The sequence below is a fragment of the Candidatus Protochlamydia naegleriophila genome, assembly GCF_001499655.1.
In the GTDB taxonomy this organism is placed as follows: domain Bacteria; phylum Chlamydiota; class Chlamydiia; order Chlamydiales; family Parachlamydiaceae; genus Protochlamydia; species Protochlamydia naegleriophila.
The window spans coordinates 2,506,316-2,527,407 of the sequence record NZ_LN879502.1 but is presented as its reverse complement, the minus strand read 5'-3'; the positions used below and the strand labels follow the sequence as shown (position 1 = coordinate 2,527,407).

Below are 21,092 nucleotides of genomic sequence, written 5' to 3'. Positions count from 1 at the left end.
TAAAAATGGGGAGATTCATTTCTATGATCATTGTTCCTTGTGGCTAAAATGTCCAACAATCATAAACCATATGCTTGCAAAAGTCTATTCTAATATCCGAAGCACACGGGAGGGCTATCGATTCACACCGGGCAAAGTTTTACGGGATTTAAGGATCCTATATCGCATCGGATTGGAATAAAATAACACTTTCCTAATAAGCGTAAGATGCCTAAATTTCAAGCAGATAAAACCAACACCAGTTAATAAGACGATTGATGGAAAATAATCAGAGTTTAGAACTGTCAACTGTATTTGCCTCTAAAGAGGCAAGATCTCATCAGAAAGGATTAATGCATGGTTAAAGTGGTCATCATTGGAGGGGGATTCGGGGGACTTAATGCTGCCAAAGCTCTAAAGAGAAGCGATGTAGAACTTTTAGTGATCGACAGGACGAATCATCACGTCTTTCAACCTCTTCTTTATCAGGTGGCGACTGCTGCCTTGTCAGTCGAAAATATTGCCTCTCCGATCCGTGAAATTTTAAAAAATCAGTCCAATGCGACTGTCATCATGGCACAAATCGAAAAAATCGATCTTAAAAACAAGTCTATCGAGGCGGCCGATGGCCAGCGGTTTGATTACGACTACTTAATTGTAGCACCGGGAGCTAGACATGCCTATTTTGGCCACGATCTTTGGGAAGAGTATGCTCCTGGTTTAAAAACTGTGGCCGATGCCGTTCGCATCCGAGAGAAAATACTCTTGGCGTTCGAAAAGGCTGAGCGATGCGGCGATCCAGAAGAGGCAAAGAGTTATCTGCGTTTTGCCATCATTGGTGCAGGCCCGACGGGAGTGGAGATGGCGGGGTCGATTGCCGAATTTGCTCATCGGACCCTGTTCAAAAATTTTCGCCATATCAATCCCGGCGACTCTAAAATTTATTTGATCGAAGGAGGCGCCCAAGTTCTGCCAAGCTTTGCCCCTTCTTTGGCTCAAAAAGCGTACAGCGATTTACAGCAATTGGGAGTTGAGGTGATTTTAAATGCCTTTGTGACCGATGTGACGCCGCGGGGCGTTTACATGGGAGGAATGTTTCTTCCAGCTTCGACGGTTATTTGGGCAGCAGGGAATCAGGCTTCTCCTCTTTTGACAACCTTAGAGGTACCCTTAGATCGGCAAGGAAGAGTCTTAGTCAATCCCGATCTGACGATTCCCGGCTTTTCTAATGTATTCGTGATCGGTGATGCCGCCTGCTGTTTGAATGCGCAAGAAGAGCCCTTGCCTGGCATTGCTCCTGTCGCCATCCAACAGGGAAGATATGTGGCCAATCTGATTAAGAAAGGTATTCCGGAAGGGGAACGCAAACCATTCGCCTACTTTGATAAAGGGACCATTGCTACGATTGGCCGGGGCGAAGCTGTTGCAATGGTTGGCAAATGGATGTTCTCAGGCGTTTTGGCGTGGCTCGTGTGGTCGTTTGTCCACATTCTCTACCTTGTGAGCTTTAGACGCCGCCTATTGGTCATGATCCAGTGGATCTTCTTATATTTATCGGGAAGGAGACAAGGACGTGTTATGATACGCCCAGCTGATAAGGATTAGATATTTATTGCCCAGCAATCATCTGCCAGCAATCATCTGTTAGATAACAGCCAAAGAGTTAATAGCTTAACGGTAGCTTTTATGGGTAAAACCCAACTTGTTACCTAAGTTGGGTTTTAAGGCCTGCTCTAAGCAGGCCTTGTCATTAGTCATGTGTATGGTGTATGCCATAGCGTTGGCATAAGCTTTCCAGCCAAACCGAAGAGTCATAGGTTTGATAAGACTCTGTCAATTCCTCTCCCTTTTTGATGTCGCGCAGGGCCACCGAGCATTGGTCTCCCAGGCTTCCTGAAGCTTCTGGGCAGCCGCCACTATTGGGCTCATTGGAGTGATTGAAAAAGCGAGCATTGTCTAAGAGAATTAAAACACCATCCGCTGCAGCCACATAATAGCCATATGTCAAATAGTATTGGATGATCAACTGCTCTGTCTTGTGAAAGCTATTGACAAATGCATGAAATTGCTTTTGGGTAATAAGTTGGCAAGTATCGGGCGAATAACGCCATATGGCCTGGCCTTTTTTAATGTCCTCATCAGCAAAAATGCCCATTCCTGCAATCGTACTCGGTTTGACGACTGTTCTAACTAACAACATTTCCATTCCCTTGGTTTGGGTTACGCTAAATAAGGAAACTAGATCGGAACGGCCATCGATCGATCGCCTCGCTTTTTATCCACAACCCATTTCTGTTCAGCGCTTCCACTGTTTGTTTTAAGGAGAATTAAATTACCTAAGGACATTTAACTAATCAAATGATTAATGGGCATTTCGACTAGAAAAATGGGAATTCATTGGTCTCTTTTACCCTACCTTTTTCTAACCAATTCACTCCCAATAAGTTTAAGCCTTTTACTCCTCTTTTGTTTTTGCCCGTTTCCAACGTTGATGTATTGTTTTTTTTAGTAAGGAGTGTTAATTGCTTTTTAGTTTAATTTGTTTAAATTAGTTTGATTTGACACTGCTTTGATTTAAGATTTATAATAAAAAGTGTAGGTTGAGAAAAGAGTTGTCGAATGGATCGGCTTAAATTGGTATATTATTTGCAACTGTCATGGAGAGCGCATATGTTTAAGCGGTCGGTTTCTTAATAAATAAAAAATAGGGGGTATCTATGTACCGTACCTTAAAATCGAGTTTTGCAGCCCTTATGTTTCTGGCCCTTTTTGCTCTTCCTTTGAATTTTGCTTATGCTAAAGGTGGACATGGCGGAGGACATGGAGGACATGGAGGACATGGAGGACATGGAGGACATCACGGTGGGGGACATCATGGAGGGCATCACGGAGGTGGGCATCATGGGCATCATGGAGGACACGGTCATCATGGAGGACATCACCATGGACATCACCACGACTGGCATGGCAATTATGGATATTATGGAGGCGGATTGGGCTTAGGCTTAGGTTATTATGGTGCTTACGGCTATCCTTCTTATTATTCTTATCCTAGTACATCTTATTATTATAACACCACACCCTCTTCTTACTACTATACCTATCCTTACAATTACTACTACGATTCGGGCAGCGGCGTGTATTATCAATATCGCTAGCCAAGTTTTTCCGGCTTGCGCGGCCACTAGCCCGGGAGAAGCTCTTCCCGGGCTTTTTATTACTTCTTTCTTAAAAGTTGGCTATTTTCCAAGTAAGGCAGGAGGCCTATTCAAGGAAGAAAAAGCATGAGAATGTGAAACAATGCTTGCATAAAAACTATCGTGTTATTACGATAGTCGTTTTCATCACGAGATGAATAGTTTTGGAAAGATGGCTGAGTGGCCGAAAGCACGTCCCTGCTAAGGACGCATACCCCTAAAGGGTATCGAGGGTTCAAATCCCTCTCTTTCCGCATCAGGGCTTTGGGCTTATGTCCAAAGCCCTTTCCTTTTTTGCGAAGACTGGAATTTGAAGGCTCTTCATAGAGCGGAAGACGCCAACCCATCTCTTAAGCTGAGCTGAACAATCAGCCCGTGTTTCGAGCTTATTCAGCCATTAAGGCCTTTTACTCTCTTAGATAGCAACCAATTAGATAGCATCCTCATCAAAAAATAAACTCTTTTGGGCATCAATGATGCCTTAGGGAATCGGTTGGATGCGCAGATTTTTCCAGGAAGTTGGAAGGGGACAAACCGTTTCCGTGCTGGCCCGGCTAATCCGATTCTAGCCAAATGAAATGGATTGAGCAAAGGGGTGCAGCCCTTGAGATCTAGCCAGTTTGTTGGACTTCTTGCGTGGCTGTCCATTTGCGAGGGCGGAAGAAAGAGAGGCTCAAGACATATGCCATGCCTGCAATTAAGGCAATTGTTGCGCCTGTTGGCCAATCGAGGTGGTAGGCCACTGCATTGCCAGCGAGGCAGAATAATCCGCTCAATAAGATGGCGATGAGCATCATGCGAGACAAGCGTGAGGTCAATAAATTGGCAATAGCTGCTGGAATAGTCAGCATCGTCATGACTAGCACAATTCCAACGACTTGGATGAGCAAGACAATCGATACGGCGATGAGGATGAGCAGCAGCATGTATAAGGCATTGACAGGCAACCCCTGCAAACGAGCCTGCTCTTCATCGAAACAGATGGCTAAAAAGCGTTTATGCAGGCATACGACGAGCAAAATCGTGCAAATATCTAATCCCCAAAGAATGTAGAGGTCTGTTTTAGAGACCCATAAGATATTTCCGATTAAGAAGTTTGTCAGCTCAACATTGAATCCAGGTGTTTGTGAAATGAATAAAATGCCGACGGCCATTCCGATCGACCAAAGAGCCGCAATCACCGAATCTTCCCTTTGCCTATAATACAAGTGAATCCATCCCAGAATGAGAGCCGATAAAATAGCCGAGATGAGGGCTCCAAATAAAGGCGAGACCCAAGAAATCCCTTTTGCTCGTTCAAGCCAGATGCACAGTCCAATTCCACTGAGGACGGCATGGGAGATGCTGCCCGCAATAAAGACAATGCGTTTAACGACGACATAAGAGCCGATGATACCACTGACAATTGAGGCTGCAAAGCCAGCCAAAAGGGCGGCCAGAAGTAAAGAGTTAGTCGTGATGGCTTCAAAAAAAGTCGGCATAGTCACCTTATATAGGGGATGAAAAAGGGGTACGGATTTGTTTTGGCTGAATAAGAGGGGTATGGTAGAGGCCGACTACGAAGTGTTCGCACACTTCTTCCGGTTGCAGGGAAAAAACCTGCCCTTGTACGCAGAGGAGACGCTCAACATGGTCAATGGCTGCGCTCAAGTCATGCGTGACCATCATGATGGTCATGTGTCCTTTTAAATCTTTTAATAGGGCATAGATATCGGCTTCAGCACGGCTATCTACGCTGGCAGTCGGTTCATCGAGCAACAAGAGTTGTGGCTGGGACACCAAGGCTCTGGCAATCAGAACGCGCTGTGCTTGCCCACCAGATAGGGTTCCAAAGGGGCAGTCGCTAAAAGAGCGCAATCCGACTGTGTCGAGTGCTTCCATGGCGGCTTGGTGATCCTTGCTTTTAAAGACTCCATACCAGGGAAGATCCGATAAGAGGCCTGATAGGACGACCTCTAAGACTGAAATAGGAAATTCGCGATCCAGGCGTACAGATTGAGGCACATAAGCTAGGCGGCCATTAGTATTGGCATAGGACCCAGGAGCCTTGTCAAAAACCTTAATTCTGCCCTTTGTTGGTTTTAAAAATCCCATGATGAGCCTTAGCAGCGTCGTTTTTCCTCCCCCGTTGGGTCCGATGATTCCGATAAACTCACCCGGCTGAATCTTGAAAGAAATATCGGTAAGAATGGGGGTATTGTGATAAGAAAACGAAAGATGGTCTAATTCGATAATAGCGGTCATAAATAAAAATTACTCCCCAGCAAATGCATGGGCGATTTCTAGCATGCTTTTAAAATAGTATTTGGAGTAAGGATCGAGTGTGACAATCTTGGCACCAATATCATGGGCAACGAGTTGAGCAGCCTTATTGTTGTATTGAGGCTGAATAAAAATCATTTTAATTTTCAGATCACGCGATAATCTCAAGAGCTTAGTCATTTGTTGCGGAGTTGGATCTTTGCCTTCCACCTCGATTGAATATTGGTGTAGATTGTAATCGCGGCAGAAATAACCATAAGCTGGGTGGGAGACTAAAACGGAGCGATTTTGCAATGGAGCCAAGACAGTCTGAATGTCAGCGTCGAGTTGCTTGAGTTCAGTTATAAACTCGTTCAAATTGCGGTTGTAGAGCTCGCAGTATTGGGGGTAGGCCTGGCTTAAGGCTTCAGCAATTGTGCGCGCCTGTGTTTGCGCCAAGCGGGCACTTAGCCAAAAATGGAGGTCTTCAGACCCAGGACAGCAGCCTCTATGGCCATGGGGGTCGGTACGAATGAGGTCCAAACCTTGGCGTAAATCGACGACTTGCAAATTGGGATTGTGGCTCTTTAGTGCTTGAATGGCACGGTTTTCAAATTGTTCTCCTATGCGGAACCAGATATCGGCCTGGCTGGCTGTCAACATTTGCCTTGGGCTTGGTTCATAGGTGTGTGCGCTCGCTCCGGCTGGAACCATGAGTTGTACGTTAACGGTGTCGTCAGCAATCTTTTCTACAAAAAATTGATGGGGAGCTACGCTCACTAAAACTGTTGGAACAGCATAAACATTGTGAGCACCTATTAAAAGAGTAAAGTACATCAATGTCATGAAGATTGAACGCATAGAAATTCCTAATTTGAATAATCAAAAAGCGATTAAAAGGGATATTTAACCTGTTGACTAACCTGGCAAGTTGCGAAAAGAAAAACAAAAACGATGAGGTGAGGAATTGAGACGAAAATAGGTTAATTGGCAGTTTAAATTACTTCTTAATATGCCTTCAATAATGCTTTTTTGCAAGCAATTTGCTTGTGCAAAAACAGGCAAATTGCTTGGCTGAACTTATTGTTGTTTGGACTTTGAAGAGTCTGCAATTGCTTTAACGGTTAATTCGTGCATCTCCTTTTTAATTTGCATGAATTCAACAGGATTGCCTTTAATCAGAGTCTGAATGGCCGTTAGGGGATCGGATAATGAGGACTGCTTTGTTTTGAACAGGTTCGCAATTGCCGCAAGGGTTTGTGATGGCCATAAGGCTCTAATTTTTTGGGCATAGAGATCCTCGATCTTTTGATCGATAGGCTCGTTTTGCTTTTCCTGAGTGTAAATTTTTTGAGTGAGGTTGCGCAGTTCAAAGAGTTTTTCATCTTCCTTATCAATGATGGTTAAGGCTTCATCAGGATTTTGTAATGCCGACTCAATTAAAATGCGGTCTTGCTCTAAACAGCGGTTGGTTTGATTTTGTTCTTCAACTTGTCCTGTTAATTTGACTTTCTTATTGTCAATGCTAACTTCGAGAGGCTTTCCATTGGTTTCAGGGCCATATGAGGCTTCGAGTTCTTTAAGGCCTTTGATTGTATAGAAGAAAATGACTTTAATGGCATCCACCGCATGCTGATCTTGATTTTTAAAGGTCCATTTCAGGGCTTTAACAAGGTGTTTGCGAAGCAAACAAAGCTCCTCACGGCTATGGCCAGAAACTGTCCGCCCAATCCCTTGCCCAAAACCTGGGGGATCGAATGAAATGTCGCTATTATCGGAAATGCGCAGTTTAATCCACGTACCATTCTTGATGTAGTATTGTCGGTCTTTGGTGTGTTGTTGAGCCATTAAGTAGGGCAGCGCCAAGACAATAGCTCCATAAATGGGATCGTACTGGAGGCCTTCTTTGTACAAGAAGCGTTCGAACAGTTGGTCTGAGTTGTCTTGTTGGGAGGTGATAAATAAATTTGTAACGAATGTAGGGATAAGAGAAGAGAGTGCCCAGCTCATAGTTAGAATCCTCGCTTAAGAGTTAATTTGAGTAGAGGAATCGGCTTTGAGTTTATTTTTCAAAGCCTTAAGAGAGATTAAGATTCATTTTTCTTTTCAATGGAACCTTTTGAGCCATCGTTAACCGAAATTTTTCTCGTTTGCGACTGCTGTGTTTTCTTAAAGGTGATTGTTAAGATACCATCCTTATAATCGGCTTGTTCGGTATTTTCTTCAACTTGTGTGGGAAGATCGACCTGATAAAAATAGGAGCTCTTCGCACGACGATAGAACTTTTTATCTTTATCTTCTTCCTCTTCTTTTCTTTCTCCTTTAATCCAAACGGTATTTTGATGAAAAGAAATATCCAAGTCGTCAGTTTTTAATCCAGGAAGATGTGCTTCGACGTAGACGTTTTGATTGTCTTCGGAGACGCTTACGCCCGATTCTGCACCCCATCCCATCCACTGGCTCATTTTATCTTCCATTTCTTCCCATAAATTGGGGAACGAAGAGGGAAGACGAAAAAGAGAGCTTCGAACTAAAGGATTGCGATCCATAAAAACCTCCTAATAATCTTATCATTGTTTGAGTAAAGATTTAATTTATTGATGAAGCATTCAAAAATAATTTATTATTTGCGGCTGCCTTGTGCATCAACTCATCTCGATCTAATCGGACATGTCAATAGAGAGTTTTATAAGAATGTGGATAGCAAAAAGCTAATAGCGATGGAAAAACCAAGATCTATAGAGTTATCAGGCAATTCCTGCATAAAACCCGAGCGCCTTATCTGCTTGAAATTTAGGCTCCTTGCGGCTATTGGCAAAGAAGTTGCTTCTTGACATTAGTTAATTTGCATTATTGTCTACGAAGGCATTTTGCATCTAGCTTGCCATTTGCGCTTCATTCAAGTAGATAAACCCAAAGCCAGGTTATAAGGAATTAAAGTCAAAATAGTCAAAACAAAACGTATAAAGAGAGGACTTACTAGTCTTTTTATCATTGCTTAGAATGAATGCTATGTAGTCCAATGAGGCCAAAAACCAAAGTTTGAATTGCCTTGTATAAACGCATGCAACCGCTTTAAGAGAGAGTCATCGTATGGAAAACGTGGGAGATGAGGCGCCGAAATTTGATCCCGAGCACGCTACTCCGCGGGATCTTTTTTACGAACAGCTTGAGCAGAAAATTCAAGATTTAATCGTCTTTAGCGGGGCAAATCCTCAATCGCTTGAGTCAGATTTGATTAGTCAAATCATTGCAACGAGCATCAAGATGTCAAAGGAAGGATATGATTTAGGTCAGCTCAAGCTCATGACGCGTGCCTTCAAAGAAATGCGATATGCGTATCGCGTTTTCAATAAATATCCCGCGGCTAAGCGTATCAGCATCTTTGGTTCGGCTCGCACGCCAGAGAACCATCCCGACTACCAGGCTGCTAAAGCTTTCGGTGCTGGCATGGCTCATTTAGGATGGGTGTGCATTACTGGAGCAGCTGATGGAATCATGAAAGCAGGTTTAGAAGGCTCTGAAAAGGAGTCTCGTTTTGGTTTATCGATTAGACTTCCATTTGAAGCGCCGTCCAATTCTCTTTTAGCAGGCGATCCGAAACTGATCACATTCCGCTATTTCTTTACGCGCAAGCTCATGTTTTTAAGCCATTCCGATGCTATTGCTGCTTTTCCAGGAGGAGTTGGGACGCAGGATGAGCTTTTTGAGGTGTTGACCCTCATGCAGACGGGTAAGGCCAATATTATTCCTGTCGTTTTGCTGGAAGGAGAAAAAGGGTCGTATTGGAATGCATGGCAAGATTATATTCGGCAAAACTTGCTCTCCAATGGGTGGATCAGTTCGGAAGATTTGCACCTCTTTTATCAGGCTCCAAGCATTGAAGCAGCCGTTGCCCACATTCAGCAGTTTTATCATCGCTATCATTCAAGCCGTTATGTCAAAGATACGCTGGTCATCCGTTTGCTGACGGCGCTGACAGAGAGTCAGGTTGCAAGCCTTAACCAAGAATTTTCTCCCCTATTAAAAGAAGGAGCGATGTATCAGACGGCGGCCTTGCAAGAAGAGACTGATCACCTGGAATTGCCTCGTTTGGCTTTTGAGCACAACCACAGGCATTTTGGCCTTTTGCGTTTATTGATCGACCGCATCAATAGTTTTTAGGGAACATAGTAGCGCTTGTTCTTATCGCCAATGGTAATGTGAAATTCGTGATTGAATAGCTTCGGAGGGAGCCCGTACTTTTCTCTTAGCTTTTCGAGTTCAGGCGAATCCACTTCGATAATGGCATAGTCTTTTTGCTTGGTGCTTACATGGGTGAAGTTTTTGACGCGGAAAGAGTAGGATTGGCCAACTTCAGTGATGGGCTTTCTCGATGCCGCCTCATCTTTATAGAAAACACTGATATGAGCGCCAATGCGGCTTGGACGATGCAGTGAGCTTGGCTTGTGAAAGCCATTTTCGTGAATCAATGGAAAAAGTTGATGAATGTAATCGTCATCGACCTTGAGATAAATGTAGCCGTCCCAATTTTTTTTCAAAACACCGCTTTGAGGCAGTTTTTGGGCCGCCTCAAGAATCGCTTCTTTATGCTCAGTCGCAGAAGTGGGGATTTGATAGAAGTAGGCGGCTGTTGCAAGAGCTAAACAAACGAGGCTCAAGAGCCATTTGATTTGCCATCGCTTTGTCCTGCCCATTTTCCCTCCAATTTGATATTGCTGCTGCTAGCTAAAGCATCCACCCTACCCCATTGTTCTCTTTTGCAAAAGAAAAACTCTTTAACTCCGCAATCAAGGTGCAGCAACGGGCTTAAAAACAATGCCTGGACATCCAGGCATTGCGCGCTCGCCCCTGGACTATTTCCTTATGCAGCGACTCGTGGAAGCGGAAATTTAACCGCCGCTTCATCTGGAGATAAACGGTGTAGAATGAAAAGGCTTTGAATGATGATGGCTACCGATCTTGCCTGAGATAAAACCAATTCTGTCGCTTTTGCAACCAGATTCAATTCAGTCACCACAAAAACCGATTGAACTAGCATTCCAGTACCCTGGATGATGAAATCAGACTTGAAGTTGTGCTCGTGATGGTGATCGGAATGAAAGCGGCGCCAAACCATGGAAATGATGTGAATCGTATGGCCAACAAGCGTTAAAGAAGCACCGAGGATGATCAGTCTCTCGTCTAATTTGCCAATGGAAATCATTTTCATTTTTCCCAAGAAGGCGACGGTGGTGAGCCCATGTGCCATAAAATGTAAAATGCGAATAGCTGTGCGAGTATAGTCAATCGGTTTTGCTCCAGGTCCATGCGTATGCTTGCGTTCGATAAATGTGCCAGCTCCCATGCTCAAAACACCGCTAAAAACTGTCACGGCATGCAGGCCTTCATCAAAGGCATGGGCGCCGTCATGCAGGTTTTTGCACAAATTATAGATCTCGGCACTTGCTCGAGCTTTAATTATGCGATGAAAGAGGTGAAAGCATTCATTAGCAATTTGAGTAATTTTTTCGGCTTGAATGACGCCTTGAAATGCATACAGACCTCTTTCAAAAAAACCTTGAGGCTTCAAGTAGACATAAGCACGCCCTTCTAATTCCCCGTTCTCTTTTGGGACTACTCGCAGAACCTCGACTTTAGGTTTGAAAGCATCGAGTCCAACACACGCACCACCACCACACATGGCATGCTCCTTTTGTAAAATTCTTCCAAGAAAATAAATAAAGAGGTAAGGTTATTGCAAATGCATTATTAATTGCAATAAGCATTTGCTGCATAATTTTGAGAAATAGAGACGCAAACGGGGAGTTTCTTTGAATCTAAAGTTTTGGGTTTATCTATCCGGATTTAGCCGTCTTGCTGTCATTTGCAAAGAAAGTGTTTCTTGACAATCGCTCATTTGGTTATTGTCTACGGAACCATTTTTTGGCATCTGGCTCGCAAGGTTCTAAATGTGGAAAAGCTTTAGTTTTTTAGAACAGTGCGCATTAAAATCGGTTTATTTGACAAGGGTACATACGAATGAAAAGAATGACACGGCAAAGAAGCACTATTTTAGAGTGTTTTAAAGACGCCAATCGTCCTCTAAGTGCGCAAGAGTTGTTGGAAGCCGCTTCTAAGAGCATTCCAAACATCAACTTAGCAACAATCTATCGCAACTTAAAGACGTTGATAGAGGAAGAAATTCTTGTCATTGTACAATTGCCAGGACAACCCCCTCGCTACGAGTATAACGGTTTAGAAGATCATCACCATTTTCTTTGCCATACTTGCAATCGAGTCTTTGATGTGCAAGAAAGCATTCCAGTTGCCTCCTCTAGTATTCCTGAAGGCTTTCAAGTGTTAAAATGCGATATTACGCTGCATGGAGTGTGTTTAGATTGCACACCTTCCGATGCTGACATTCTTTAGGCCATGCAGAAAAAAGTTAACTTTTAATTAGGAGAAGGAAATGGTTAAGTTTTCAAGAGGATTATTTATTGCTTTGGCTTTGCAAGGGCTATTTTGGATGCCTATGATGGAAAATGGGATGGGTTTTTTTAAGAATCCATTGAAATTTACAGCTTGCAAAAACTGCGGCTAATTCAATAGGGGCGAACGATCGTTCGCCCTCGCCTAATTGCCTTAATCGGTTAAGCAGGCAATGCCTTTTTCTGTTGGAAATAGGAAGGGCCCGGCTGCTGAATGACGCCTCCTCCCAGGCAAGTGGATCCATCGTAGAAGACGATGGATTGACCGGGAGTGACGGCCCTTTGCGCCGAAGCAAATGTGACGATGGCTTGCCCGTTTTCAATGCTTTGAATCGTACAAACCTGGTCATTTTGCCGGTAGCGCACTTTTGATTGACAGGTAAAAGGAAGGGGTGGTTGCTCTCCTACCCAGCTTAGGTCGGTTGCGACCAATTCGTTGCAATATAAAGCCGGATGGTCGGCTCCTTGTTCGACGTAAACCACGCTGCGTTCAAGATCTTTGCCAACAACAAACCATGCCTCGCCCGCACCGCCGATGCCTAAGCCTTTGCGCTGTCCGAGGGTGTAATAGGCGGTTCCCATATGCTTGCCTACAAATTTGCCTTGCAACGTTTCGAAGTTGCCAGGCTGAATCGCTACATATTGACTCAAAAATGAGCGGAAATCTCTTTTTCCAATAAAGCAAATACCTGTGCTGTCTTTTTTTTCGGATGTTGCCAATTGATGTTGGCGGGCCAGGCGGCGCACTTCGCTTTTTTCGAGGCTTCCAATGGGAAAGAGAACACGAGACAAGATGCTGCGATTAAGCGTATAGAGGAAATAGGTCTGGTCTTTGTTGGGGTCATTCCCCTTGACTAGGCTTGGATGGCCGTCGTGGCCGATTAAATTTTGACAGTAATGACCCGTCGCTAAAAAGTCGGCGCCGAGTTCCATCGCCTTGTCTAAAAATACTTTAAATTTGATTTCTCGATTGCATAAAATATCGGGATTGGGAGTCCAGCCTTTTTGAAAATCGGCAATGAATTGCGTAAAGACCTGCTTCCAATACTCTTCGACAAAGTTAACGGCATAGTAAGGAATGTCAATCTGCTCACACACGCGGCGCACATCTTCATAGTCATAAGCCGAGCGGCAGACTCCATTGTCATCCTTTTCTTCCCAGTTTTTCATGAAAAGACCTATGACGCGATACCCTTGTTCTTTAAGGAGAAGAGCTGAAACGGAAGAGTCGACTCCTCCAGACATTCCTATGACGACAGTTTGTTGATTCATAACCTGTTAATTTTTAATTTTTTATATTAAATATTTACTGATTTTTTGTTAAAAATCAAGGGCTAAGCGTAAATAAACTAAAAAATGGGCTTTTCTTTGGAGAAAAGCCCATTGTTGATGTCTAAGTCGCTATTTTAGCTAATTGAGTAATAGATTCTTTTGCTCCGTTTTGGGGAGATTAACAAACTGGGTTTGATTGATGATCAACAGGATCTGGGTCAGATGGTTTTTAAAAATAGGACAGTGCGAAGCCCTTTCGTAAAGTCGAACTGTGTAAATTCGCAGGTCTTGCCACGTGGCAAGAGGCTGAAAGGGTTCGCGCAAGACTGTAATCCACTCGACCAAAAGATCGCCCGGTTGGGCAATTAAAAGGTTTTTAGGCGGTAAGGCATTGGGACGTGGCATTATGCTAAGGAGTTTAAAGAAGCGGTCAGAGATGGCGGACGTTTGTTCTAGAATGATCCGTTCTTTTAAAGGCTTCATGAGCGTTCTTAACTCTTGATAGTAATTGGCATAATCGTTTGAGCAGCGCGATTTTTGATAAAACTCTAGTCTGATAAGCATTAAATCGGGATCGAATGAATGCTCTAGGTTGGGGTTGATCCACTCGCAGCATACCTCAAAAACGTTGACTGCTTCAGGATTGTGTTCTGTGAGCATTTGTTGATCGATCGCAAGCTCCAGAAGCGAGACTATTTGATTGCTTGCCTCCGAAAATGAATCGATCTTGAATTCTTTTAGGGCGGAGATAAGCAGGTCCAAGAAAGAGATAAGAGCGGAATTCCTCATTTCGAGGACTTCTTGAACGGGGGTATTTGGCAGGCGCGCGATTAGATAGGTAATAAAGCCGATGGATCCTGGAGCTTTGGTTAACACTTCCTGGGAAAGCACCTTTGTAGAGAGCTTTGCGACAGCTTGTAAATAAGAGGGGTAGTCGTTGAGCAATTCATGGCTAAAGAATCGCAGTCGCAAGTATTCAACGTTTGGATTTTCATAATATGTCAAGTACTTAGGCATCCAGTCGAGAACCTTGTTCAAGCATTCAACGGTTTTAGGCTGAGTGTAGTGGAAAATAGGAGTATCTAGGCATTCGGTAAAGGCTGAGCACATGAGGCGGCATGCACGTCTCCCTTCTTTTTTAGACTCGATCTCCATTAAAGCGTTTAGCCATTTGATGAAGAGCGAGGAAATGAGTTTTTTATCTTTTAATTTTAAGGTTGAATCCGATGCGTGGACAGCAATTTTGAGGAAGTCTAAGAAAGAATCAGTGAGTTCGCCGATCTGAGGGGCCTCCAGTTTTTCATTTTCTCTATCCACCTCTATGGCATCCAGACGGATAATAGCCGGTAGCATGAGGGTTAAAGGTTCGATGTAGTCTTCCCAGCGCCTATTGTCCCCGTGACAAAGACAAGCACTATGAAGAGTCTCTAAGGAGAGTTTCAAGTAATAGGCTTGATAGTCTACAGAAGCTGTTTTTTCCATCTTTTGATAAACACTCCATATTTTCTGGAACTGCATCAGATAGATGCGAGAAAAATAGGTTTTTCCTTCCGATGAAAGAGTGTCTGGAGGGCAGGAGAGGGGAATGGCTTTGTAGAGATGGTATAATAAAGTATGTTTGTTGATGAGGGTTAACGGATGTTTGCAGCTTGCTTTTCCAATCTGATCGATGTAGCCGGATAATCTTTTACTGTCTGAAACATGCGAAAGACCCTGTAATTCGCAAAATGCTTGCGTGCTGAGAAAAATGCTATAGCCGGTACCATAGGCGAGGAGTTTTTCAACGGCCTTAGAAGTCATTTGCAAGGCAACTTTACCAGTCGTTTCATAAGATGAATTGAGATTTAAATAGATGCTGTATTCGACGAACTTTTCGGATCGCTTATCAAGGACTTTTATCCCGTTTGCGAAATTTACCAGTTTTTTGCTTCTTACTTGTAATGGTTGTTCGTAAATGACTTCTTGTACATTGTTTTGATCGGCAGGACTGATGATATGGGGAGGCTCGGGAGGGCCAAAGTAGATAAACTCATCGAGTTCTTCTAACAAGGCCTCAAGAGAAACTTCTTTTTTGGATGTACGGATGATTTCCTGATAGATAAATTCATCGAATGCTGCAACCAGGAAATCTTTACGCACTCCCAGTTTTTTCCATGCTTGAATGCACCATGTTACATAGTGTTTTAAGCTCTCTTGATAAATCGCTTCTTGGCGTTTGATGTGTGGATGATACTTAACGTTTAAAATACGTTTTACAAATAGAGAAAATTGCGCTTCGTCTTGGAAATCAGCGACTTCGACAGCTCCAAAGGGAAGGGCTATCAAGGCTGCTTTTAAGACTGTCTCTTTTAAGGCTTTGGGGTCGGCAAATATGTGAGGAGCCCAGTCACAATAAAACTTAAGAACGTCTTCGAGTTCTTGCAAAGGGATGGTTTTACCTAATTGAAGGTCCAGATATTGGTTGAGGCAGTGTCCGCTGAGAACAGTTTTTTCTGTAGATGAGAATTTAATAATTTTAAAGGCCGATTCTAAGAGCTGGGAAATGTCTATGAGTTCGATTCTTGAGGCAGTGGAGGCGGCCGCTGGCAGGAGTGTCAGCAAAGGTTGTTTCAGCTGCAGCTTCTGATCAATGCTTCCATGGGTTAAAATTTTACGCATGAGCCTGATGCTATTGCAAAGGCAATTTGCGTGCTGTTTTTTTATGGCAATCAGAATTCGCGAGCAAGCTGCAGCTGGGAAGGTATTTTGATGCTCGGCTTGTATCAGAAGGGAATGGATTTGTTCATGTAACGAATGGTTAGTAGGAAGATCTAAAGTAAGGTAGGACTTAATGACCTTTTCCGCACTCCCAATGACTCGACTGTAGACCTCAGGCTTATCATCGAGTTGGGAGAGATAAGGCTGAATGAGTTCGCAGAGTGCTTCCAAACATTGAGAATCTTTTAAAGTTTGGAGTTGTTGAATCAGGAGGCAATCGAGATCGAATTTCCATAGATGGAGGTTTGTCTCAATCTCTGATGTAGAGCTTTTTTCTGTTTTGAATGCAGCAACGAACTCTTTTTTAACAGCACAGATTTTTGCAAAGAGATCTTGATTAAACGCCTTGGTAGAAAGTGAAGTTATTGCACTGAGAAAAACAAAGCGATAGGCTTCCCATGATTCGTTGGCAGGCAAATGTGAAAAAAGCGGCATTAAATCTGGAAGGGCATCTAAATAGGTTAAAAGTCGTGTAGGAGAGATTGGATAGAGGCTTTTAAAGAAATTGGCCCAGCAGCTTGCTCTTAAAAGAGGGTCGTGGAGCATACAGCTTTCCTCTGATTTAAAGGCTTCAAAACTGTCTTCGATGAGTTTTTTATCTTGGGATAAGAGCAGCTGAGTAGAAAACTCGAACCATAGCTTAGCATCTTTAAATTGATAGAGTGATAAAAATTGCAAAATGATTTGTAGATTTTGAGCCATCGAAGGGCTGCTTAGCCGTTTTCCGACTTCTTTTTTGGCCAACTCTTTTAAAGGAGATAATGAGTCTTTAAATAAGTTTTGTGCTTCCTGGCTCAAAAAGAGTTCATTTAACATGTTCAAAGAGGATTGGCATTGGAGCTTCTCTATTAATTTAACCCAAAGATTTTGAAAGTCTTGCGAAGAAGTTATCCAGGGAAGAGAAGTCTGCAGGGATGAGAGTGCTTCTCGATACAGTTGGCCTTCTACAAGACGGTTCAGGCAGAGGAGAAGATTGTATTCATTTTTTTTGAGATCTACTTCTTGGCTAATCAGGGGCCAGCAGGCCTCAATCCAGCGGCCGGCTTCCATTGTGGAGGGTAACTCTTCCTCTATTAGTAAGCGATCGATGAGAATTTGAAGGGGTGCGAGATCGTTGGCTATCAGTTGCTGCCTAAAGTTTTCAAAGGAGGCGAGTTGAAGCAGGCTCAAAATGTCTGGTAAGGCCACATTTGTGGCAAAGAGATAGCTTTGGCAAGTCTTCCAAATGTGCCCGTAAAAAATGGACTGTTCTTCGACTAGCCTTAGGCGATGAACGGCCTTTAAAAAAATGGAGGCCTTAGAGGAATCATTTTGTTCATTCAAGTAGTTTGCAACCGCAGCATACCGTTTCTTTAGCCAGCTTTGCATGGCTTCAGAAGGGGATGTGTTGAAAGCTTCGGCTTGCGCCAACAAAATGGCGATGGTCTGAATCAGCAGCTGGTTGTCGGAAGCCTTGCCAGGCAGATTTACAGCCTGTTCACAAATCATCCATGCGGCTGGAAGGCGGGTGGAAGAGGAAGGGATGGCGCTTTGTTTCAAATAAGTTAATAACGTTTTGCGCCAGCCGCTCGCCTCTTTAAATAAGTCTGATGCGATTAAAAGTGCATCCAAGGCTTCTAGTTGGGGACCAATTTCTGAAGGGGACACTGCACTGGCCTTTAGACAAACCATCTGGAGCAGCTTTGATGTTTGTTGGCGTTTGTCTGCTGGAGTAATCTGGATGAGATGCTTCAATAGCGCAATATTTTCTGTCGCCAAGCTATCTGTAAATGCATTTGTCAGAAATGTTGTTAAAAATCCATGCAAAGAGGGAAGAGTGCTTGCCTCTAGATCGCTTTTAATCAAATCTTCCAGCATTTTTTTGCTTAGCTCGGAGTTTTCCTCCAGTAAGAGCATTCCGAGTTTAATTTTAAATTCCTGAAGACGGGGGGATTTTGCGTCCATTCCTTTCAAGAATTCTTTTCTTTCAAGCTCATAAAAACGCACGGAGATGGCAAGGGTAGGAGGTACTGGGGCGTTGCATTGCTGCTCGAGCCTTGTGAGCCAAGTTTCTGCTAAAGGAGCGGCATGGCAAAGACTTTGCTCACTGAGATTTAGCAGCAACTCATCGGTTGCTGCTTGTTGGTTTGGAACGAGATAGAGCAGTGAGATGAGCCTAAGCGCAAATTTGGTGAATTCTGTTTTACGTTCTAACTCGTCAATGGTGAGTGGATTGGCGAGTATATACTTCAATAGTGTTTGAAAATCGATAAGCTCTGCGTGGCTGAGCTTAATTTTGCAGTCTTGAAAGCGCTTGCATAAGCCGAGAAATTCTTTTAAGGCTTCCTCTTCATTGAGCAGGTTTAGATCGATAAGGCCGCTTAAATGCATCAATCCTTTTGAGGGTAGGGAAAGGCTTAAGGCTTGCAATAGGGCCAATCCCATTTCTTTTTTGAGAGAGGTATCTTCGAATGCGGGATGGCTTTTCCATAAAAAACCAGCCATCTCTATCATCTCCGAATCTTTAGTCGCCATTAGAGCTCCCATCCAGTTAAACAGCGAGAGATTCCTCAGATCCAATTCGTTTAAGGCTTGCTGATAGGCAGGCATCTTGCAGGCCGAAGCTAATTGGTGCAGTTGGCTTAGGAAGTGATTCTGGGTGCATGGCAATTGCGTTTCTAAGAGGGAGGGAAGGGCGTAGAATAGGCGATATACTTGGCCTTGATTGAGTTGATAGGGGGCGGCCATTAAGTAGAGCTGTGCGCCAACAAATTGAAGGAAAGGTTCAGAGTGGTTTAAGCACACATCGCCCCATTTAGCGAGCTCCTTGGGATCTCCCTTTAAATGAAGGAGGCAATCTTTGATGGGGGAAGGGTAGGGCTGTGCCTCAAAAAAAGGTTCCAGGCTTCGATACAATTGCACTAAGCCGTCACTCCCGTTCTTGTTTAAATACAGCATGAGGGCATCATAGGCTTGCACTGTAGCGGGTAATCGCATGGAAAAGGGGTATTTGAGGCAGAAGACGGGATTGCGTTCTTTGTCTTTGCGGCCGTGATGGGTAAGAGACGTTGGAGCGAACGTGTGAGCCAGGAATCCGATCCAAGTCGAGACGATGCTAAAAGGAATTTTTTTATCCAAGATGGCTTGCTTGAGGGCTAGATGAAATGATTGACTGGAATTGGATTGAAGCTCTAGGAGCTCTTTATCTTCCAGCAATTGCCATAAGAGGGCGATCTCTTCGTCTTTAAGGGGATGCGTACTTTGAATTGAAAGACAAGCACGTAGGAGGATTTTGATGGCTTTAGCTGGATCGATCGCCTCGTCTGTAAGGTGGTTTTTTTTTATTTCATCTTCGAGCAAGCAAGCCAGGTAGTGGCTATCGGAGAACTCTGTGATATTTTGAATACTTTGGCTAGAGGTTGTGTCCGTTTCAATTTTGTTTGAGTGTTCGAATTTCGACTGGAAGTAGGAGATTTTATTTTTAAAGAGTTGATAGACCATCTTCTGTTCAATTTCTTCTGACTGAAGAGAGCGGGAATAGTCTCTTAGGTAGCGGAGCCATGTATCGACAGACGGATCTAGAATAAAGGAGCTGTTAGTGAGTAGGCCGATCAAGGCTTGGACGGTTCTAAATGGACCTGTACGTATAGAAAGCTGGACCTCATCAGCTTCGATATCCAAGAAGGGAATGAGCGATGCTGTCCAGCAATTGGAGCTGGATAAACAGGTGTTTTTTAAGCCCGTTTGATTGTTGCTGCTTTCTGCTCTCCCGACAGAGATGAGCTCGAAAGGGCGCTCGTCGGTTTTTAGGCCAAAAATGGTGTATTGATTATCTTCATTCTTGACAATCTTTCTCTTGGTCACTCCTCCAAATTCTAATAGGCTATGCGTCCGCACTAGGTAGGAAGAGGGGTGCAAAGAGCCATATTTTCCTTTGTTGAAAGTCTTTAAAAACTGGCAATAAGTCTCCGCCTGAAAATTTTGCATGCGATCGGTAAAAAAATTCTGGGCATTCTGGCTCAAATTCACCTGATGATCGATCGTCCCCTGGTTGATTTCTCTTAGATCAATGTCACTTGTCTGCTGGGTAAAAAAATCTTGGATGAATGAGGAAGAAAACCACTGGTGAATGCGTTGGTGAGGGATGGTAGGAAAAAGAGCTTTGCAGCTCTTAATAAAGGGATAGTCGCCTAACATTTCGATGAGATAGCGTCCAATTAACTCAAAGTCGTCAATGGCAAATGAGGTGTACGTTTTTTGATGCATAGAGGGATGTTGACTGACATGGCTAAGATGGGTCAATAACTCAAAAAATGAAAAAGGGATTTGAAAGAGATCGTGTTCATCTCCTATTTGACTTTGGACTACCCGCTGTTTATGCAAGAAATGATAGACCGCCTCCAGGGTTGGCAAATCCTCTTCATTTTTAGAAGATAATGGGGTAAATAACAGCCTCTCATAGGAGAGAGTCGGATTGCCTCCTTCATCGCAGATGCCTGCTTCTTCAAGTTCTAATAAGATGTTATCCTCATCCGAAAAAGCAGGTAATTGAAAAGGGGCTTTACCAGACGAGGGAGGGGCTTTTGAATCGTGGCTTGCGGTTTGAATGGAAATGGCAGCGAGCTGTTCAAGATAAGAAAGAAGTGATGAGTTGGCTGGAAAAAGAAGAAAAGAAGAGGGAGTCATAGGGATTCCTATCTTTATTATTAAGATGCAAATGATTGCACACTCTTTAATTTAATCAATCATTACTAACTATTAAAGGAAAAGAAAGCTGTGCTCTTAGACGATTTTACTTTTAAAGAAAAATGTATGGTATTAAATAGGTTGAAAATTTGAATTTAATTGATTAAATAAAATAACTTGATTGAAATCAATCTAATTATTTTATTTTAAAGTTAATTAAAAATTTGCTTTGCGGTGTAGGGAATTTTAGTTGCGCGGGTCGTTGTTTGGGATGAGAATGAGAGTGATCCGCTCTTTTTGAGGTTGTTTTTGGCGAGCGTCTAAATTTTGCTAGACTGTAAAGTGTGGCTTAGATATTTTCAGCACTCGATCCTACTCTGGGGGTAAAGGAAGGGGCTTAAAGGTTTCTTTTTCAGAGATGGGAAGATAATCTCTAAAATGAGAGAAAAATAATTAGTTTTTAGATATAATAAATTAAAGAATTTGTTAAATTTATTTGATTAAAATGATT

The 21,092-nt window shown here is 43.2% G+C and carries 15 protein-coding genes and 1 tRNA gene; 6 read left to right on the top strand and 10 right to left on the bottom strand.

Translation table 11 applies throughout. The features are described 5' to 3' along the window. Positions 1-336: 336 nt before the first annotated feature. The gene (locus tag PNK_RS10745) at positions 337-1,584 is read left to right on the top strand and encodes an NAD(P)/FAD-dependent oxidoreductase (RefSeq protein WP_032124476.1); all 1,248 of its coding nucleotides are present in this window, start codon (positions 337-339) and stop codon (positions 1,582-1,584) included. Between the two features lie 145 nt (positions 1,585-1,729). Here PNK_RS10745 and PNK_RS10740 read toward each other — a convergent pair whose 3' ends face one another. Next, positions 1,730-2,179 carry an SET domain-containing protein gene (locus PNK_RS10740; RefSeq protein ID WP_051981753.1) on the bottom strand — a complete coding sequence of 150 codons (450 nt, stop codon included), beginning with the start codon at positions 2,177-2,179 and terminating at the stop codon, positions 1,730-1,732. A gap of 517 nt (positions 2,180-2,696) precedes the next feature. Between PNK_RS10740 and PNK_RS13705 the strand changes: the two genes are divergently transcribed. Further along, positions 2,697-3,137, top strand: coding sequence for a hypothetical protein (locus PNK_RS13705; RefSeq protein WP_197560211.1), 441 nt, complete (start codon positions 2,697-2,699; stop codon positions 3,135-3,137). A 205-nt stretch (positions 3,138-3,342) separates the two neighbouring features. Beyond that, a tRNA-Ser gene (locus PNK_RS10725) sits at positions 3,343-3,430 on the top strand. Positions 3,431-3,787: 357 nt separating this feature from the next. Here the strand turns inward: PNK_RS10725 and PNK_RS10720 are convergent. The 5 genes from PNK_RS10720 to PNK_RS10700 form a co-directional block, all read right to left on the bottom strand. Then, positions 3,788-4,657 carry a metal ABC transporter permease gene (locus tag PNK_RS10720; protein ID WP_032124474.1) on the bottom strand — a complete coding sequence of 290 codons (870 nt, stop codon included), beginning with the start codon at positions 4,655-4,657 and terminating at the stop codon, positions 3,788-3,790. Positions 4,658-4,664: 7 nt separating this feature from the next. Further along, the gene (locus tag PNK_RS10715) at positions 4,665-5,420 is read right to left on the bottom strand and encodes a metal ABC transporter ATP-binding protein (protein ID WP_032124473.1); all 756 of its coding nucleotides are present in this window, start codon (positions 5,418-5,420) and stop codon (positions 4,665-4,667) included. A 9-nt stretch (positions 5,421-5,429) separates the two neighbouring features. After that, a complete protein-coding gene (locus PNK_RS10710; protein ID WP_032124472.1) occupies positions 5,430-6,278 on the bottom strand; it encodes a metal ABC transporter solute-binding protein, Zn/Mn family in 849 nt (282 codons plus the stop codon). A gap of 219 nt (positions 6,279-6,497) precedes the next feature. Beyond that, a complete protein-coding gene (locus PNK_RS10705) occupies positions 6,498-7,427 on the bottom strand; it encodes a hypothetical protein (protein ID WP_032124471.1) in 930 nt (309 codons plus the stop codon). A 77-nt stretch (positions 7,428-7,504) separates the two neighbouring features. Then, positions 7,505-7,966: an Hsp20/alpha crystallin family protein gene (locus PNK_RS10700; RefSeq protein WP_051981752.1), complete on the bottom strand. Its 462-nt coding sequence runs from the start codon at positions 7,964-7,966 to the stop codon at positions 7,505-7,507. Between the two features lie 544 nt (positions 7,967-8,510). On the opposite strand from PNK_RS10700, the gene PNK_RS10690 reads away from it, so the two are divergent. Then, a complete protein-coding gene (locus PNK_RS10690) occupies positions 8,511-9,581 on the top strand; it encodes an LOG family protein (protein WP_032124469.1) in 1,071 nt (356 codons plus the stop codon). On the opposite strand, the gene PNK_RS10685 is transcribed toward PNK_RS10690, so the two are convergent. Beyond that, complete coding sequence (locus PNK_RS10685) at positions 9,578-10,114, bottom strand: hypothetical protein (RefSeq protein ID WP_051981751.1); 537 nt, start codon at positions 10,112-10,114, stop codon at positions 9,578-9,580. The genes PNK_RS10690 and PNK_RS10685 overlap by 4 nt on opposite strands. A 167-nt stretch (positions 10,115-10,281) precedes the next feature. After that, positions 10,282-11,100 carry a hypothetical protein gene (locus PNK_RS10680; RefSeq protein ID WP_032124468.1) on the bottom strand — a complete coding sequence of 273 codons (819 nt, stop codon included), beginning with the start codon at positions 11,098-11,100 and terminating at the stop codon, positions 10,282-10,284. A gap of 338 nt (positions 11,101-11,438) precedes the next feature. On the opposite strand from PNK_RS10680, the gene PNK_RS10675 reads away from it, so the two are divergent. Together PNK_RS10675 and PNK_RS13915 are read left to right on the top strand one after the other, a co-directional pair. Then, a complete protein-coding gene (locus PNK_RS10675; RefSeq protein ID WP_032124467.1) occupies positions 11,439-11,828 on the top strand; it encodes a Fur family transcriptional regulator in 390 nt (129 codons plus the stop codon). 40 nt (positions 11,829-11,868) lie between these two features. Beyond that, complete coding sequence (locus PNK_RS13915; RefSeq protein WP_269446516.1) at positions 11,869-12,000, top strand: hypothetical protein; 132 nt, start codon at positions 11,869-11,871, stop codon at positions 11,998-12,000. Positions 12,001-12,049: 49 nt separating this feature from the next. Here the strand turns inward: PNK_RS13915 and mnmA are convergent, their stop codons facing one another. Together mnmA and PNK_RS10665 are read right to left on the bottom strand one after the other, a co-directional pair. After that, complete coding sequence (gene mnmA, locus PNK_RS10670; RefSeq protein ID WP_032124466.1) at positions 12,050-13,159, bottom strand: tRNA 2-thiouridine(34) synthase MnmA; 1,110 nt, start codon at positions 13,157-13,159, stop codon at positions 12,050-12,052. 138 nt (positions 13,160-13,297) lie between these two features. Beyond that, entirely contained in the window at positions 13,298-20,581 is a 7,284-nt protein-coding gene (locus tag PNK_RS10665) for a hypothetical protein (RefSeq protein ID WP_059061972.1), read from the bottom strand. Positions 20,582-21,092 lie beyond the last annotated feature (511 nt).